The following is a 16,272-nucleotide window of genomic DNA, read 5'->3' as shown; positions in this document are numbered from 1 at the left end:
GAATAGTATACAAAAGTGGTATATAATCAATATTAATAAGAAATGTTTCAACTTAATTCATAGCGATTTGTTAGCATGAATTAAGGATTTTATCAAACTATAAGGGGTGTAGTATGAGAAAACATAATGCCGCAGTATATGCAGCAAGTGTATTAATCTTGGGAGGCCATATAGCAGGCTATGCAGCTAGTACAGAGTATACAGTAACTGGTGGTCAGGTCGATGGTGCGAATGCCATTGCTGTAGGTGCTAGTTCTAATGTGAATGCAGTGGATGGATTAGCCATAGGATATGAGGCAACTACTAGTGCAGTAAGTGGCGTAGCACTAGGCAGTGGTTCTATTGCAGATCGTGTTGGCAAAAGTAATGATTACATTGGTTATAATCCAATGAGTAACACACATTATAAAGTAGGCGAAGCGGGAGCAGATAATCCAGCGCTAGAAGCTTTATATGAAAAGATTCGTCAAGCGAATTATAAAGTGCTACAAGCAGAAGAAGATGTTGAACGAGCTAAGAGTAAAAAAGAAAAAAAAGAGAGTGATGCAGATGCTGCAATAGCAGCTGCGGAGGCCCAAAAGAAAAAAGCAGATCAAGATTTGGTAGTTGCAGAAAAGGCCTATGCAGATGCTATAGAAAAAGCCAATGAAGCTGGCAATGCGGCTATTAGTAGCGCTTGGAATGCTACTGATGGAGCTGTATCTGTAGGTGGTACTAAAGCTGATGGACAACATACTCGTCAAATTACTAATGTAGCAGCAGGCTTTGAAGATACCGATGCTGCCACAGTGGGACAATTAAAAGTACTTCGCAATCGTGTAGAACGTGAAAAGCCACGTTACATTTCTATAAAAAGTCGAGACCTTGGGGTAGATAGCAATGAGAAAAATAATGGAGCTACCAAAGAGGGGGCTATTGCCATTGGTCCAAGGGCGTATTCTAAGAGTGAGAATGCCATTGCGATTGGACGTAATGTACAAATTGGCGATAAGTCTGAAAATACAGTAGCTATTGGTAAAGGAATTAGTGAAACTGGTATCTATAGTGTCAATATTGGTGAAGGCACAAGAACAGCAGGAGAACATAGTACAGCGGTGGGTACTCGTGCATTGGCTGCAAACTCCTCCTTGGCTATCGGTGCTTCATCCAAGGCAAGTGCAGACAATACAGTCGCTGTAGGTCGTACAGCGACTGCAACTGCAGTAGGTGCAACATCGCTAGGTGATTCCGCACATGCAGAGGGAAGTCAGTCTGTAAGCGTGGGATATAGTGCTTATGCAAATGATTTTGCAGCCATTGCAGTAGGTGGCAATACAAAGACCTATGGAAATGGGGCTATTGCTATTGGTCATGGTAGTGAGGTTGGAGAATCAGGAAAAAATAAGGAGGCCTATGCTGGTGTTAGCCTTGGCTTAAGTGCGAAGACATTTGTAAGACATGGTGTTGCATTAGGTGGAGAGTCCTATGCGGATCGCGGGACGAATGATGCCTCTACTAATGGTTATGATGCAGCTTTACATGGTCCACATTTTTCCAGTGCTGCATTTGCGAGTGCAAATGATCCTACGTGGAAAGCAACTAATTCCGCTGTGTCTGTAGGTGATAGACGTCCAGGCTATCGTAAAACTCGCCAAATTATTAATGTAGCAGCCGGTGGAGAAGATACTGATGCTGTCAATGTAGCGCAATTAAAAGCCTTAGAAAAACGTAATACTATTTTGGCAGGTAATGATGTGCCATTCAATGCAGATGGAACTGTAGCTACTACAACACCTGATACACGTGTGTACACACCAGGTGATAAAGAGATTAAGATCCAAGGCAAGGCAAATACTGTGTATGGAGTTGCTCCACAAGCTGGTGCCAAAGCTCCAGATGGTAAAAGCGAGTATGCGGCACCAACGTTATATAGCTCTGATAATCTAATTACTTATAAAGACCCAACAGACTCTATTTTGCGTATTGGCATGCTTAATACGCCAACGTTTACAGGTGTTAACTTTGCTCATCCTACAATGAATATTACCTTGGGTGGAAACGATAAAGGTCAATTAACTTTGACTACAGGCGGTAAAGATGGTTCTTCCTCTACTACAAGCCCTGTATTGACTGTAGATTCCTTGAAAGAAGTATTAAAACCAGGTAAAGGTATCTCGATTACTACGAATGACGGTGGAGAATATGGTAAAACATATACTTTCAGCTTAAATAAGGATGAGTTAAAAGGTGATCCAGACTTCAAAGGTGATAAAGGTGATAAAGGCGATCCAGGTGCTAAAGGTGACCAAGGCATTCAAGGCGAAAAAGGTGAAACTGGAGCCAAAGGTGATACTGGGGCTGACGGAAAGTCTGCTTTTGAAGTATGGAAAGAAATGCCAGGCAATGGAAGCAAGACAAAAGATGATTTTATCAAAGCTATTACTGGTCCGCAAGGTGAAACCGGTGCAGTAGGCCCACAAGGTCCTCAAGGCCCACAAGGACCACAGGGGCCAGGTGGTGCTGGTGGTGGTACTGGTGGAGTAGGTCCACAAGGCCCACAAGGTGTTCAGGGTCCTAAGGGCGATACAGGTGCAGTAGGTCCTAAAGGTGATCAAGGGATACAAGGTGAAGTAGGGCCTAAAGGTAAATCTGCTTTCGAAGTGTGGAAAGACATGCCAGGTAACGGAAGCAAGACAGAAGATGACTTTATCAAGGCCATTACAGGTGAAAAAGGTAATGATGGTGCAGAAGGGCCACAAGGTGAGAAGGGAGAAAAAGGTGACGCTGGAGTAGCTGGTGCAGCAGGACCTAAAGGCGACAAAGGCGATGTTGGCATAGCTGGTAAAGATGGAGCTGAAGGTAAGTCTGCTTTCGAAGTGTGGAAAGGATTACCAGGTAACGAAAGCAAGACAAAAGACGACTTTATCAAGGCCATTACAGGTGAAAAAGGTAAAGATGGTGCAGTAGGTCCTAAAGGTGAAAAAGGTGAAGCCGGCGCAACAGGTGCAGTAGGACCTAAAGGCGATAAAGGTGAAACTGGCGTAGTAGGCCCTAAAGGCGACAAAGGTGATGCTGGGAAAGCCGGTAAAGATGGCGCTAAAGGCAAATCCGCTTATGAATACTGGAAAGAAATCAAAGGTAATGAAAATAAAACAGAAGATGATTTCCGTAAATCTTTAGAAGGCGGTTCTAAAGGAGATAATCATAACTATGAAAAATTAGAGCGCCAAATTGGTGAACTTGGTAGTGATTTACAAGAATTACGTAAGGAAAGCCGTAGAGGTGATGCCCTAGGCGCTGCATTATCTGCATTAAAACCAATTCAATATGATCCATTAGAACCAACACAAATTATGGCTGGCGTTGGACATTATAAAAATGTGAATGCCGTAGCATTAGGGGTGGCTCATTATACTAAAGAATCTACTATGTTCCATGCTGGTGTATCTATGGTACGTGGTGGCACTATGGTTAATGGTGGTGCAACTTTTAAATTTGGTAATAGTCCAGAGAAAAAAGCTATACCAGAACGTTATCGTAATGGCCCAATTTCTTCTGTGCTAGTATTGCATGATGAAATGGTAGCTATGAAAGAAGCCTATGGTCGTGAACTTACAGTTCTGACAGCGGAAAATGATAACTTACGTCAAGATATTGTGACATTGCAACAGGAAATGCAAGAATTACGAGCTATGGTTCGTAAATAATCAGTAAAATATATAAACCCCGTAACCATGCGTGTTTACGGGGTTTTCTCATTTATGATTTGCTCTAATTTTATGAGTTTTCGACACGGTTGCTCAACCGTTGCTCAACCTTTTTGAGGTCATCACCATGTGGAAGTTTATTCACTGCATCGATATATTGCTCGATTGTTTTATGGGTGTACACGCCCTGGGTGATATTCTTAGATGTAGCATGCCCAACAATATGCTTTACTATGATTTCTGGGATTTCATAGTCGCTGCACAATGTGATGAACGTGTGACGTGTATCATGTGGCTTGCGTTTCTTTATACCTAATTTCTCACAAACTGATGCGAGTCTACCCCTGTAATTTGTTTTTCCCATCACTCCATCAAATAGATGCATTGACCGTTTAAATTTTGCTGTGGAGTACAATTCTTGTACAAACGGTACGATACATTCTGCAATAGGAATGATACGGTCACGCCCTGCGTCTGTCTTTGAACCGCCAACCATATACCGTTCCTTCAAGTGAATATCATCCACTTTCATATTTAAGAGTTCGTTTAAGCGGACTCCTGTGTAAATATAGATAAGAATGATGCGGACGGTTAGATCATCCTGGTGTAGCCATAACTTATAAATATCTTCTTGAGTAAACGGTGTCGCTCTCTTAATTGGAGCAGCCTTCTTGCTAATAATAATATCACTCATATAATTTTTAGAAATTACTTCATTTTTAATGGCTATATTACAAATTTTAACTAAAACAGATTTGATAGCTTGTTGGTATGATTGACTATAAGTAAACTTATCAAATATAGCTTGCACATGCGCCGTTTTCAATATGGTAATATCCATGTGGTGAATAGGTTTCATTAATTTCTTAACGGAATCAATGACTTCTATTCGACCAGCTGAAAGCCCCATTCGCTCCGCTTCTTCAAAGTACCATTGAAAGCACTGCTCAACAGTAATCACTCGTTTTCTCTCTAGCGCCGTTGGGTCATTAGAGAATAGTGCCAATGCTTCGTAGGCTTCCTTCTGGCTCGCATAGGTTCCTAGAGTTTTGCGAATTGGCTTGCCCTCATCAGTCCATCCAGTTGTGATGACTGCACGAAACGGCTTGCGCAGTTTTTTATGTTTCATTTTGTAAACGGAACCTGATCCGTTAGAACGTTTTAATGCCATAAAAATAACCACCTTTCATGTGTAGCAAATACACCTAAAAAGTGGTACAATATATGTGTTGAATATATGTGATGTACCACCCTTTAGGTATGTTCATATTCTACCTCTCCAGTTGGCGCTGGGGAGGTATTTTTTATATAAAATTTACTGAGGTAAATAAGAGTTATGAAACTGGATATAGTTGAATATTTTTATAAGATTCTACTTTTAAAGTTGGACTAGTAAACAAATATTCTTTTTCCAACCTTGTCACATTGGCAGAGTATTGTAATGAATATGTAAAAGAGGGAAGATTTTTATAAATATCATAAATCTCATCAGTTTTATCGTATGTTGTTATCCAATTATACTCATCAAAGTTTCGGATTGCATGATATAACGATACATGATCTTGATGAGTAAAAGAGTTTTTATAGAGGTTTTTACCTTGTCTATAATAAGGTGGATCAAAAAATACAAATAGTTCATTAGGCGGTATATGTCTAATAACAGAAGTTAAGAGGTCGGAGGCATCGAGATTATATAGCTGGATTTTATCTTTTTTGCTAGAGATTTGAGATATTTTTTTTATTAAAGTCTGCTTTGTAAAGCGACAGTCGATGGAATATGTTGAAGCCTGTTTTAGACCACCAATGGGGCCACCAGTAATAATACCGGCTCTATTAGTACGATTTAAAAAGAAAGTAGCGTAGGCAAGTTCAAAGCTATAATTTGCATCATTGCAATGTTGTAAGTAGATTTCTCGTTGCTTGTGCCATTCCTCAATTGTCACAGGTGTATTGATGATAGAATCAATTAATTGTTCAGTTTCATTCAGTACAGCATTCCAAACAGAGAAAATACTGATGTCTAAATCATTTAGGATGATAGATTTTACTGTATCGGAAAGTAGAAGATCTATTGAAATTCCTGCTCCACCAGAAAAAGGTTCACAATAAATTCCTTTATCTAGATGATTAATTGTTAATAGATGAGATACGAACTTAGAGAGACTAGATTTACCACCTGGGTACCGTAAAATAGATTTTGTATGTGACATAATTTCACCTCCTTATCTAAGGATAACTCAGAACTAGTTGTGTTGGCCAATATATAAAAAGCATACTAATATAACTCATCTACAGCTTGAGTAAACTCGGCAATAAATGTATTGACTTCCTCTTGGTGTTCTAGTTTCCAATATTCTAACAGATGTGTTTCTTTAAAAATAATTAGGAACTCATTAAACCATTCCTTATATACCTCGCGATCAGTTCTTCTAGTGCATAGATGTTCGAGTTCTTCTGCTTTGTTGATGATTGCATTTTTTGTAATATTGTATCTATCAGCACATTCATTTTCATAGTAATTCGCTATGTTTGTTGAATCACTTAATAGAAAATCCAATAGGCCCTTTTCGATGGAGGTTGACGTTGGTAATATCAGAATATGAGATTTTTGAGCATTTAAAGAGTTAATTTCATTAATTTTAGATGATTCAGTTCTAATATCTCCATCAATAATAATAACTCTATTATTGAAAAAGCTTCTATCACACTTGGCTAGTGATATGACTTCATTACTACCAACAGTTGTATCAAGTAAATCTATTTTAGAAATATACTCATCAGGGATAAGCTCTTTTATTAGCCAACGAGCTTCAGCATCTTCTGAGATAATTTTTACTTTGGGTTTAGAAACCATAGAGATAGACTCAGTTAATAGGTCACGTATTTTATCAATATCTGGTGAGTCATAGTGTTTTGGGGATATTTCATGATTAGCCCGTGAAAAATAATGAACTAGAATAGGTGATTCCGTTGCATTACTATGATAACTTTCATCACGTTTTTTTATAGCGTATTCTAGTAATGTAATGCTGTGTGTGGTAAATACAATTTGTAACGATAGTTTCTTAGAAATATCATATAAATATTTGAAAAGTTTAACTTGTGCAGAAGGGTGTAGAGCAGCGTCAAGTTCATCAATTAGTAGTAAACCACCTTGGTAATCATCACCTTGTTTTTCCTTTAGTTTTGCAAATGATTCTACTGCTAACAAAATTTGAGCTAAATTATCTTGACCTGCAGAGTTAGAGATGTAATTATAGGTCGAGGTATTAACTCCAAAGGAAACCTTTTTTTGAATATCAGTTAGATGCACTTCATTAGTATATTCAATCGTTTCATGTAGAGATAAAATGTTAGAGTATGTATTTAATAAGTCCTCAGATATTTTAAATGGTTTATTTTTATTGGTAGAAAGAATAGCTTCACCTAAAGGGTAAAGGCGGGTTAAGCCTAAATATAAGACAGGCCATTTATTCTTAGCGCTGCTTTTTGAGCCATCTACCTCAGAGTTAGGGATTAAACGACCACGATTGGTATCTTTATCTTTATTTTTTTGCCAAGATATACGATAGTAGAGTTCTTTACCAGTATCAAAGGTAACAGTTGCAACCTTTGGCTCTTTTTTGTCAAACTCTTGTGACATTTTAAAAATTTCACTAAACTCACAACGGAATCGAGGTTTTAGAATGGGTGCTCCTTCTTTTTTCTTTAACTCACTGGAATTTCCTAATAACCCAAGGATAGTAGATTTTCCTACGGCATTAGTACCAGTAATGACCGTGATTCTAGATCCTAAAGTTAGAGAAACATCTTTAAATAATCGAAATGAATGAATATCTAATTTAGTGATTTTCATAGAATAACCTCATGGTAAAAGCGAATAAATATATATATGAAAATAATTAAAGAATGGTTTCAAAAAAAATAACCCCCTCTATTACTCGATATAATAGAGAAGGTTACTTTTCATACAGGTCCCCTGAGGGATAACATCTGCACTTATCTTGTCTCTATTATATGGAAGAAATCATAAAAAATCAATAATAAAAAATTGATTTAGAAGCAGTATAAGTTGTGCTACTTGATTGGTGTGCATTTTGTTGACCTCAACAAATTCGTGCGGATACGCATTGTATATAGGGCTCTCCCTTACTTCATCACCGTGGAGTAGGGGAGTTTTTTTAATCTACAAACTGATAGAAGAAGTTTATTTCATCTTCATTGAACCCTATTTCATTTCCATGTAAGAGGGATTCTATAATCCCTGCATGCATGTCTTGTGTAAAATGCCCCTCCATGATGTGGCACACCTCGTGGGCGATGCTTTCCCTTAACACATCAATAGGCTTATTCTTATTGACTAATATGGTGTAACAATCTGTATCCTCGCTCGTGCATAATGTAGCATTGATTGAGCTTGGCAAGTCGTGGTATATGATCGTTATGTTATAAATGATTATTTCCCCCTTAATCGTTTTACCAAATCAACCACATAATCTAAATCTTCATCGCTTAGGTCTTTAGCTGCATCTAATAAGATACCTTCTTGAGCCCTTGCATATTCTGCTTTGGCACTGACTGCTGGGTCGATGTAATAAGCATTACTTGGCGCTCCATATAATCTATTCATATCAACATTGAAAAAATCTGCTATAGCCTCTAACATTTCATAGCTAGGTTTTCTTTGATTGGATTCATACATACTAATCATGCTTTTAGATATATTTAAATAGTCTGAAAGTTCTTGTTGTGTAACCTTACGTTCGGTACGCAATTCTTTTAATATTTTACCGAATGACATATTCATCACTCCTTTCATAAATAATATATCACATTTTGTGAACAAAGTTCAAGAAAAAAGTTCACAAAAAGTGATTGACAAAGAATTGTTTTGGGTGTAAACTTTAAGTGAACTTAAAGGAGGTGTAATGATGAACAATAAAATCGGTAAAAAAATTATGAAGTTAAGATTAAAAATGAATTTATCTCAAAGACAATTAGCTGAAAGAGTTGGAGTATCAGCATCTGCAATCGCTATGTATGAAGCAAATGAACGAGTGCCAAGAGATGAAGTAAAAGTTCGCTTAGCGCATTTTTTTGATACGTCAGTTCAAAGCTTATTTTTTTAGCCACATAGTTCACTAAAAGTAAACTGTATGGTTAAAGTATAGCAACCACGGAAGTGAGGTGATGAGGTGAGTAAAGAAATCAAAGTAGCAATCACTATTTCAGTAGATAAAACAGAATTAGATGAAGCAATTAAAGAAATGGAAAGGTTACACGAATTACAAGAAAAAGTAAATAGACCCCTGCAAGAGAGGCTCGCTAATAAGGAGTAAAACATGATAGAAAAACAAATTAGATTAAAACAAGACTTTTATAGCACTTTGAATGAATTATTGAATGCTAAAGATATGGAAGAGTTCGGATATAAAAGCACTCACATTTCATTTGTTTTGAAAGATTTAAGAAGTATTTGCAGTGAAAGTGAGATTGATGCATTTGTTGATGAGGCAGTACAAGCAATCGCACACTTTGCTAATGCGAATTAATAAGAATGAATAAGTGGCAGAAAGATGATTATGATAAATGAAGACTTCGTAAGAACATTAACGAAAGAACAACGGGAATATTTACAAGAATGATATGAAAAGCAGTTAGAAGAGGCGATTAAGCATTTTGAGCGTTATAAGTATGTTCAAAATAATTTAAGAGAATTAGTTGAGTTCGAGAAAAAATATTATGCTGCAAATTGGTTTAAATTCTTATCGGGAAGTGATGCAAGCGATTTAAGTGAGAAAGCTTCTGAGTATTCAATGGATGTAACTTTTGAGCTTTTGAGATTTGATAAGGGGTAACTAAGGAGATGTGAAGGAGAATGACAAAGGAAGATTTTAGTAAACACTTATCCAATTTGCTAGAAGAGCGAGGATTGTCTCAAACTGACCTTGCTAAACTAACAGGCATTCGTGCATCAACCATATCTGATTGGATTAATGGGAAGTATTTGCCAAAGCAAGATAAGCGATTACTTATTGCAAAGGCTTTAGATATTTCGCCTGATCGTTTGTATCTGGGTGATGATGACGGAGAACCGATGATATGGGAAGGAAGTGGAAAGATGAGCTTTTACCAAAATGGTGAAGGTACACTTAACCTTTTACTAAACAACAATGTGACCCCAAAAACTGGTAACTATGTAAAAGACAAATACATAGAGCTGAAAGAACTTGCTACATCTATCACTGATGGCATTGAAGACGATGGAATAGCACTTTCAAAAGGCGATGTGAATACGTTGCTGGAGTTATTACGATTGGAAATTGAATATAGATGGAGGATGTAAATGGATAGAGGAGAATTTGCTGGGACCCTTAGCGAAGAACAAGAGGAATTTATTGCTAATAGACGAGATGCGTACTTACAATTAGCAAATACTTGCATCAATGAATGCAAGGATAATCCGAGTGAAGAACTTATCCGGAGAATAGAAGTTAGCTTAGAATGTGCTAAGGAACTCCATATCTTATTAAATAGATATGCACCATTGGAGTATCTTAAAGCGAAGCAAGAGCTTCAAGAGATTAAAGATAACCATCAAAAGAATATGGCACTAGTGCCCCGCAACAATAAGTTAGAGAAAACTCTAATGGGGAAATTGGCAGATAAAGCAGTGGATTTCTTAGAAATGACTTATATGTTTTTAGCGCTTGGATTTGGTGCGGGAGTAGGATTATTTATATTAAGTCACATATACAAAATATTGGAGGGTTAATGCCAAGAAGAAACAAAAACGCAAGAACACGCAAGCAAAAGCCGTACCACATTATGGCCAAGCACAAGAAAAAGCTAGAGGTTGAAAAGAAAGTGGAGCAACAGCTCGCTTATATTCAACAGCAAGAAGAGCGTAAGCGTAAGCAACTCCAAGAAGATGAAGAGAGCAAGCATAATAAACGCTTAGAAAATATAGGAGCAACAATCACACTAGTGTTTGTAGTGATCTTAATCGCATGGTTTATTTCAATTATTATTTAGGAGGTAATTATGGCTAAAGAACTGGCAAAATTAATCGGAGGTTTACTAACAACATTTTTAGTGTGGTTGGCAGTGGTGGCATTCATTGTTTATGTATTGGCGCAAGTTGTTAAGTCGGTTTTCTTTTAAGGAGGCAACATGAAGGTAACACCTACACATATTGCTGACATCATGGGCGTATCACCCCAATTTGTTCGGTGCGGACTGCGTGCCAACAAATGGGAATGGGGCGATGCAGTTCAGATGCATGGCAAAGCGTACACATACTACGTGTACTGGCACAAATTCAAAGAATGGTGGGGACAAAGTGATGCAAAAACAAAAAAAATCGAGCAAATGCTCGAAACGGAAGAATTTTAAAATCTATTGGGATAGGGTGGCAATGGTTGCTATGGTGCCTATCATGACAGTAGCTTTATATAATGCGGCATTCCCTAGCAATGTGGTTGAGTATGAAGACCGTGAGGTAATCGTTCAAAACGGTGATACATTGTGGACTATCGCAAAAGATGCGGTGGGAGAATCGGAAGATGTGCGCCAAACGATTAGGGAGATTATGACTACCAACAAATTGCAAGATGGAACAATTCATCCTGGAATGACGCTCAGAGTTAGAGCAATCAAGGAGTAAGCATATGGATTTAAAAGCATACTGTAAAGGCCTAGGAATCAAGCAAAGTAGAATTGTTAGATTGGTTGGCATCCCAAAAGATAGGCTATGTCGATTGGTTAATGGTAAACCAGTTAACCTAACGATTCTAGAGTTGATGAAGTTTTGTAAATTCTTAGGATTAAAACCATCAGAGGTAACAAGCGGTTACGCCGTATTTATGGATAGCCAAAAGTTCTACTTAAAAGAAAAAGCCCCTCAAGGATGCGCTAACATCGAGGGACTTAATTAAAATAATGTAACTATAGTATATCACAGGTGGGAGGAACCATGGAAGATAATAGCAAAAAATTGTATCTAATAATTGATATGTTACAGGGCATTCCGAAACATCAATGGGATGCATTAGTAATAGAGGTGAATAGAGAGTATGAAAGAAACGCCAGTAAGGTGATGCTTACTGACGTTTCAGGGTTAAAAAAACTATTCGCTAACAAATAGAAAGGAAAAGCGATGAATTGTGGTAAAACGTATCGAATGAGGGGGTACGCAATGGTGCCAATTGATATCACCATCCCCCTCAATGAGGGGCAAGACCCTGATGATGTGGCAGATAACTTTGATGATAGCGATTATGCTGATTTCATTTTGCATAGCAATATCCCATATATCATCAAGGCTGAAATAGATGAAATTGAGGAGGTTCACTAAAACATGTATAAGAAAATCTTTAACGGCAAGAATGCCACTCATGATGAGTGGTTAGAGGCTCGTAAACAAGGCATTGGTGGCAGTGATATGGCTGCAATCCTAGGGTTTAACAAATACCGTGATGCGGTGAGTGTGTGGCTCGATAAACGTGGAGAATTACCACCAGTCGAGGAAAACGAACCAATGTATTGGGGAAACGTACTTGAGGAAGTGGTCGCCCAGGAGTTTGCGAAAAGGACTGGGTGGAAAATCCGAAACAATAATTACACCCTTCAATCAACGGAATATCCTTACCTATTGGCCAACATTGATCGTGAGATCGTTGGCATCGATGCGGGGTTAGAATGTAAAACTGCTAATGCCTTTAAAAAGGATGAGTGGGAAGGGGATGAAGTTCCTACATCCTACTATATCCAATGTCAGCACTATATGGCAGTTACAGGCAAGTCATCTTGGTGGATTGCTTGCTTACTTGGTGGCAACACCTTTATATACAAGGAAATCCCAAGAAATGAGGAAGTCATCGAGGCTATCATTCGAGAGGGTAAAGTGTTTTGGGATATGGTTGAAAGCGCTACAGTGCCTGCTGTTACTGGTAGCGAATCAAGCTCCGAAGCACTCAAGATGATGTACGGAAAATCCAACGAACAGACAATAGAACTTGATGATGTGGCGGTGAATTACATTAACCAATACAACACCGCAAAGGCAAAGATTAAAGAAGCCACAGAGGCTAAGGATGAAGCTGAAAATATCCTGAAATCCTTGCTTGGAGAAAATGAGGTAGGAACTGTTGGCGGGTTCAAGGTTACTTGGAAAATGCGAAAAGGTGCAAGCCGTTTCAATACAAAACAATTCCAAGCGGATCATCCAGAATTACATAAGCAATACATGGTAAAAGGCGAAGATACTCGTTCAACATTTAGCATTAAATAAGGAGGAATTACAACATGGCAAGCGTATCACAAGGGTTAAGCATCAAGAAGGGTGCTGTACAAACGGCAGAATCACAAAAGGCGGTGACCATCCAAGGGTTGGTGTCCCAAGATAGTGTAAAGGCACGATTTGAAGAGTTACTGGGAAAGAAAGCACCAGGGTTTATTAGTAGCTTACTAGCGGTAGTAAATAACAACAAACTGCTATCAAGGGTAGACCCGAAGACGGTCATCGCAGCTGGTGCTATGGCGGCATCATTAGACTTACCAATTAATCAAAACTTAGGATTCGCCTATATTATCCCGTATAAAGATGAGGCCCAATTCCAAATGGGGTACAAAGGCTACATTCAATTGGCAATGCGGACTGGCCAATATCAGACTATCAATGCAGCTGAGGTATATGAGGGTGAAATCGTCAAACAAAACCGCTTTACAGGCGAATACGAGTTTGGTGAAAAGACATCTGATAAGATCGTGGGATATATCGCCTACTTCAAGTTGGTTAACGGGTTTGAAAAGTACTTGTATATGAGCATTGAGGAAATGCAAGCCCATGCCAAGAAGTTCAGTAAGAACTATAAAGGCGGGACTAACAAATGGGGCATCACAGACTTCCACAGCATGGCCATTAAAACCGTACTCAAACGGTTAATCAGCAAATACGGCATCCTATCCATTGAGATGCAAGGGCAACCAATGGTAGATGCGATCACCAATGACGGCGGAAAGATGGTAATGAACGATGATGGAACACTGGAAGCGGAGTTCGATGGAGACTCCATTGAAGCCGATGCGGTGGTAGTTTATGATGAAGAACCAACGGTAATTACCACCGAAGATGGTGGAACTGTGGATACTGAAACAGGGGAATACATGGAATCCATGTTTAGTAAATAGTTAGCGAGGGCAACTAATGGCAAGACCTAACAAACAAGGCCTTGACTACTTCCCCTTAGACGTTAACTTACTTACTAATTTAAAGGTAAGGCGCTTAATAAGTGCACAAGGAATCAACTCAATCGCAGTGATTATTGAGCTGCTGTGTCGTATCTACCAAGGTAAAGGGTACTACATTGAGCGGAGTAACGACCTTGCTTTCCTTATTTCGGACGCATTGCGATCTGGGATTAGTGAGGGCGCTGTTGAAGAGATAATTAAGAAAGCGATTGAGCTTGGATTCTTTGATGCCAATATGTTGGACGACTTTGGAATACTGACTTCCGAGTCTATCCAGAAGACTTTTTTTGAAGCAACAAAAAAAAGAAAAGGGGTTCAGTACGACGGGAGATTTCTGCTTATTTCTATTAATGGGCACAATAACTTAGTTAATGTCGACATTAACTCAATTAATGTATCTCATAATGAACAAAGTAAAGAAAAGAAAAGTAAAGAAAATAAAATAAAAGAAAACAAAACAAAAGAAGTGAATCGTGTTGTTTCTTATTTTATGAATCATTTTGGAGAGCTTACCGCATTTACTAGTGACCTATTGGCATCGATGGTTGACGATTTTGGAGAATCTAGTGTACTTGATGCAATGGAGACTGCTGTAAATAAAGGTAAGCCTATGTTGAACTACGTGCAGGGCATTTTAAGGAATAAGGAGATAGATAGTAAAAATGGAGGTGGTGTAATCCGTGGAAAGCGTAGGGAAATTGATTGGAGCACAGAGCCAGATGGACTCTAGCGAGCGATCTAAGTTTATCGCTAATTTATTAGATAAAGAAAATAGCAATCCTAAAGAGTATTTTTTTGACAAGCCTCAGTATGACGAACCAGTATATATAGACCCAAGACCTATATTAGGTAAATATGGGGTTCAAAAAAGACAGCAACACATTACATTTGAGTGGATTATTGATAATAATAATTTTAATGAGTGTGACAGAGAAAGCTATAGAAAAGCTTATTTATATGGAAAAGAAATATACAACCACATAAATGATGGGCAAGGACTAGTGTTAAAAGGATTAGTAGGAACTGGAAAGACTACACTGGCTATTGCGATTATGCGCAAGGCAGTAGAACAAGGCATACGTTGTCTATTTGTAAACAATATCAGCCTAAATGATAAGCTACTCAACCTGCTGAACAGTGATCGTAAGGAGCTTGCGAATTATGATCACCTTCTTAGAACGGTACCGTTGCTAGTAATTGATGATTTTGGCGCAGAATCTGACAGAAACAACCATTCATGGCTCGTAGAGAAAATGGAAAGCATTATTGGCGAACGATACGACCGAATGCTACCTGTTATTATTACGACGAATTTAAGCCATGAAGCCTTAGTAGAACGGTATAACACTAGAATATACGATAGATTGAGAGAAACATGCGGAGTACTTAAATTTAAAGGTCAAAGCTTACGAGTAAATAAGGAGGAAAATAATGAGCGATAATGTAAAGAATCCATCACATTACAATCGAGGAAAGATTGAGGTGTGGGAATTTATTGAAGATCAAGGGTTGGATTACCATACAGGGAATGCGGTCAAGTATATTGCTCGTGCTGGATATAAAGACCCATCAAAAGAGATTGAGGACTTGCAAAAGGCAGTGGCATTTTTAGAGCGTAAAATTAAAGTGTTAACAAATATCAAGGCAGAGAAAGAAAATAAGACTTTTGAAGAACTTTTGTTACCGCACCAACTACGTTATTTAGAGTGGAGATACAATGAAAGATTGAAACTATTGGAGGATTATATTTCGGAGTATCATAAGGACCAAAATGAGATTAATAAATTGAATTGCATAATTGCATACTATGTTGCTAGTGAGTATAAAGGGTTGTTACGACAAGTCAAGTATAACGAGAAGTTAGAAAATTTTGGACGTGTTTTAGAGAAAGACGGCGTATTGTAAAACTCATAAGAGTAAGATGGAATTTTTGAGTGGCTTGTTAAGGAGTTGATGTAATGAACATTTTATTACTGCCAATTTGGGATGAACGATTTGGAAATGGTGAGGCATACAAAGTTATCCTTGGATCCAATGAAAAGAAAATTAAAAACACTAGCACATCATTACATTTTGATGCAGATACTGCATATGATGTAACGGTGTGGGATGAAGTTTTAACCCTGACAAAAATTGATTTTGAATACGATTCAGAAATGAAGTTAATCGATGAGGGAATTGTATCAAAAGAGAATATGAAAGAGTCTATTTCCGTATTGCAACAATTCGGTGGTAAATTCCGTGAATTACAGAAGGCGATTAAAGAAAGGGAGCGCATAGATAATTGGTTGCATTCAAAACCGATTGAAATTGAAGTGGATTGGTGGTGAGGATG

The 16,272-nt window shown here is 38.1% G+C and carries 22 protein-coding genes; 18 read left to right on the top strand and 4 right to left on the bottom strand.

Annotation, left to right across the window (positions count from 1 at the left end):
• The first annotated feature begins 113 nt into the window (after positions 1 to 113).
• Positions 114 to 3,686, top strand: a complete 3,573-nt coding sequence (locus EO119_RS02070) for a YadA-like family protein (protein WP_126940498.1) — start codon at positions 114 to 116, stop codon at positions 3,684 to 3,686.
• 70 nt (positions 3,687 to 3,756) lie between these two features.
• Here the strand turns inward: EO119_RS02070 and EO119_RS02065 are convergent, their stop codons facing one another.
• The 4 genes from EO119_RS02065 to EO119_RS02050 all read right to left on the bottom strand — a co-directional run bounded on the left by EO119_RS02065 (position 3,757) and on the right by EO119_RS02050 (position 8,493).
• Positions 3,757 to 4,857, bottom strand: coding sequence for a tyrosine-type recombinase/integrase (locus EO119_RS02065; protein WP_126940497.1), 1,101 nt, complete (start codon positions 4,855 to 4,857; stop codon positions 3,757 to 3,759).
• A gap of 163 nt (positions 4,858 to 5,020) precedes the next feature.
• The gene (locus tag EO119_RS02060; protein WP_126940496.1) at positions 5,021 to 5,896 is read right to left on the bottom strand and encodes a DNA adenine methylase; all 876 of its coding nucleotides are present in this window, start codon (positions 5,894 to 5,896) and stop codon (positions 5,021 to 5,023) included.
• Between the two features lie 65 nt (positions 5,897 to 5,961).
• Positions 5,962 to 7,542: an ATP-dependent endonuclease gene (locus EO119_RS02055; RefSeq protein ID WP_126940495.1), complete on the bottom strand. Its 1,581-nt coding sequence runs from the start codon at positions 7,540 to 7,542 to the stop codon at positions 5,962 to 5,964.
• A 600-nt stretch (positions 7,543 to 8,142) separates the two neighbouring features.
• The gene (locus EO119_RS02050) at positions 8,143 to 8,493 is read right to left on the bottom strand and encodes a helix-turn-helix domain-containing protein (protein WP_164725664.1); all 351 of its coding nucleotides are present in this window, start codon (positions 8,491 to 8,493) and stop codon (positions 8,143 to 8,145) included.
• Positions 8,494 to 8,614: 121 nt separating this feature from the next.
• Between EO119_RS02050 and EO119_RS02045 the strand changes: the two genes are divergently transcribed.
• From EO119_RS02045 to EO119_RS01985, 17 genes are all read left to right on the top strand, one after another.
• Positions 8,615 to 8,815, top strand: a complete 201-nt coding sequence (locus tag EO119_RS02045; RefSeq protein WP_206168783.1) for a helix-turn-helix transcriptional regulator — start codon at positions 8,615 to 8,617, stop codon at positions 8,813 to 8,815.
• A gap of 66 nt (positions 8,816 to 8,881) precedes the next feature.
• The gene (locus EO119_RS08090) at positions 8,882 to 9,025 is read left to right on the top strand and encodes a hypothetical protein (protein ID WP_164725663.1); all 144 of its coding nucleotides are present in this window, start codon (positions 8,882 to 8,884) and stop codon (positions 9,023 to 9,025) included.
• A 3-nt stretch (positions 9,026 to 9,028) separates the two neighbouring features.
• Positions 9,029 to 9,238: a hypothetical protein gene (locus EO119_RS02040; protein ID WP_126940493.1), complete on the top strand. Its 210-nt coding sequence runs from the start codon at positions 9,029 to 9,031 to the stop codon at positions 9,236 to 9,238.
• Positions 9,239 to 9,564: 326 nt separating this feature from the next.
• Positions 9,565 to 10,032, top strand: a complete 468-nt coding sequence (locus tag EO119_RS02035; protein ID WP_126940492.1) for a helix-turn-helix transcriptional regulator — start codon at positions 9,565 to 9,567, stop codon at positions 10,030 to 10,032.
• The gene (locus tag EO119_RS02030; protein WP_126940491.1) at positions 10,033 to 10,461 is read left to right on the top strand and encodes a hypothetical protein; all 429 of its coding nucleotides are present in this window, start codon (positions 10,033 to 10,035) and stop codon (positions 10,459 to 10,461) included.
• On the top strand, positions 10,461 to 10,721 hold the full coding sequence (locus EO119_RS02025; protein WP_126940490.1) for a hypothetical protein: 261 nt from the start codon (positions 10,461 to 10,463) through the stop codon (positions 10,719 to 10,721). The genes EO119_RS02030 and EO119_RS02025 overlap by 1 nt, the downstream gene beginning before the upstream one ends.
• A 138-nt stretch (positions 10,722 to 10,859) precedes the next feature.
• The gene (locus EO119_RS08085) at positions 10,860 to 11,081 is read left to right on the top strand and encodes a hypothetical protein (RefSeq protein ID WP_164725662.1); all 222 of its coding nucleotides are present in this window, start codon (positions 10,860 to 10,862) and stop codon (positions 11,079 to 11,081) included.
• Positions 11,032 to 11,352 (top strand): LysM peptidoglycan-binding domain-containing protein, encoded by a 321-nt coding sequence (locus tag EO119_RS02020; protein ID WP_164725661.1) that lies wholly within the window; start codon positions 11,032 to 11,034, stop codon positions 11,350 to 11,352. The genes EO119_RS08085 and EO119_RS02020 overlap by 50 nt, the downstream gene beginning before the upstream one ends.
• 4 nt (positions 11,353 to 11,356) lie before the next feature.
• The gene (locus EO119_RS02015) at positions 11,357 to 11,623 is read left to right on the top strand and encodes a helix-turn-helix transcriptional regulator (protein ID WP_126940488.1); all 267 of its coding nucleotides are present in this window, start codon (positions 11,357 to 11,359) and stop codon (positions 11,621 to 11,623) included.
• Positions 11,624 to 11,661: 38 nt separating this feature from the next.
• Complete coding sequence (locus tag EO119_RS08080; protein ID WP_164725660.1) at positions 11,662 to 11,832, top strand: hypothetical protein; 171 nt, start codon at positions 11,662 to 11,664, stop codon at positions 11,830 to 11,832.
• A 51-nt stretch (positions 11,833 to 11,883) separates the two neighbouring features.
• The gene (locus tag EO119_RS08075) at positions 11,884 to 12,042 is read left to right on the top strand and encodes a hypothetical protein (RefSeq protein ID WP_164725659.1); all 159 of its coding nucleotides are present in this window, start codon (positions 11,884 to 11,886) and stop codon (positions 12,040 to 12,042) included.
• A 3-nt stretch (positions 12,043 to 12,045) separates the two neighbouring features.
• Positions 12,046 to 12,978 carry a YqaJ viral recombinase family protein gene (locus EO119_RS02010; protein WP_126940487.1) on the top strand — a complete coding sequence of 311 codons (933 nt, stop codon included), beginning with the start codon at positions 12,046 to 12,048 and terminating at the stop codon, positions 12,976 to 12,978.
• A 14-nt stretch (positions 12,979 to 12,992) separates the two neighbouring features.
• The gene (locus EO119_RS02005; RefSeq protein WP_126940486.1) at positions 12,993 to 13,877 is read left to right on the top strand and encodes a recombinase RecT; all 885 of its coding nucleotides are present in this window, start codon (positions 12,993 to 12,995) and stop codon (positions 13,875 to 13,877) included.
• A 16-nt stretch (positions 13,878 to 13,893) separates the two neighbouring features.
• Positions 13,894 to 14,667 (top strand): Lin1244/Lin1753 domain-containing protein, encoded by a 774-nt coding sequence (locus tag EO119_RS02000; RefSeq protein WP_126940485.1) that lies wholly within the window; start codon positions 13,894 to 13,896, stop codon positions 14,665 to 14,667.
• The gene (locus tag EO119_RS01995) at positions 14,618 to 15,379 is read left to right on the top strand and encodes an ATP-binding protein (protein WP_126940484.1); all 762 of its coding nucleotides are present in this window, start codon (positions 14,618 to 14,620) and stop codon (positions 15,377 to 15,379) included. Before EO119_RS02000 ends, EO119_RS01995 begins: the two co-directional genes overlap by 50 nt.
• Positions 15,369 to 15,842 (top strand): DUF3310 domain-containing protein, encoded by a 474-nt coding sequence (locus EO119_RS01990; protein WP_126940483.1) that lies wholly within the window; start codon positions 15,369 to 15,371, stop codon positions 15,840 to 15,842. Before EO119_RS01995 ends, EO119_RS01990 begins: the two co-directional genes overlap by 11 nt.
• Positions 15,843 to 15,895: 53 nt before the next feature.
• Positions 15,896 to 16,267: a hypothetical protein gene (locus EO119_RS01985; protein WP_126940482.1), complete on the top strand. Its 372-nt coding sequence runs from the start codon at positions 15,896 to 15,898 to the stop codon at positions 16,265 to 16,267.
• The last annotated feature ends 5 nt before the right edge of the window (positions 16,268 to 16,272 follow it).

Origin of the sequence: Veillonella sp. CNR 79/14, assembly GCF_003992185.1 — a bacterium.
GTDB lineage: Bacteria > Bacillota > Negativicutes > Veillonellales > Veillonellaceae > F0422.
This window is presented reverse-complemented; position numbering and strand designations above follow the sequence as displayed.